General features: G+C 76.1%; 1 protein-coding gene. It reads right to left on the bottom strand.

Going from position 1 to position 687, the window contains the following annotated elements:
• Window positions 1-687 (bottom strand): DUF6049 family protein (locus tag OMK64_RS20200; RefSeq protein ID WP_272730142.1); only part of this gene is annotated, 687 nt, incomplete at both ends.

Raw genomic sequence — 687 nt, 5'->3', positions numbered from 1 at the left:
GACGACGGTGCCGACGTCCTCGAAGGTCGGCTGCACGCGCGCGACGAACTCGACGGGCGCCGAGACGGGGGCGCCGTCGGTCGTCGCGAGCTGTGCGCTGACGCGCACCTCGCAGTTCGCGTGCGCGACGAACCGGACGACGACGCTGCGCTCGTCGCGCGCCGCGACCTCGACGGGGTCGACGGGCTGCGCCTCGAGGCAGGTCTTGCTCGGCGTGACGACGAGCTGCACCGTCACGGGCACCGCGAGGTCGTTGCGGACGGTCATGCGGGCGTCGGTCGACGAGCCGAGCATGTTCGCCGTCCGCGGCGGCTGCACGATCGTGAGCCCGCTGGTGCGCGCGTCGAGGTCGGCGACCACGGCGGCGACGAGCGCGTCGCGCCCGGTGCGGTCGGCGCGCCAGGCGACGGACAACGGGGCGAGCACCTCCTGGTCGACCCCGGCGAGCAGCGTCTCCGGCTCGGACGTGACGTCCGCGAACGCGAGCGTGCGCTCGCGGGCGGCGGCGAGGACCTGGACCTGCGCGGGCGACATCTCGGCGTCCTCGGTCGCGGCGTCGGAGGCGACCGTGCGGGTCTGCGCCATGCCGTCGAGCAGCGTCGAGGCGGGCCGCAGGCGGACCCAGGGCGCGTCGGCGAGGGCGCGCAGCAGGCCGGTCGTGTAGGCGACGTCGGGCACCCACGCGCG

It is taken from the genome of Cellulomonas fimi (assembly GCF_028527925.1).
GTDB classification, from domain to species: domain Bacteria; phylum Actinomycetota; class Actinomycetes; order Actinomycetales; family Cellulomonadaceae; genus Cellulomonas; species Cellulomonas fimi_C.
Note: the sequence above shows the minus strand (reverse complement) of the source record. Positions and strands in the feature narration are given on the sequence as shown.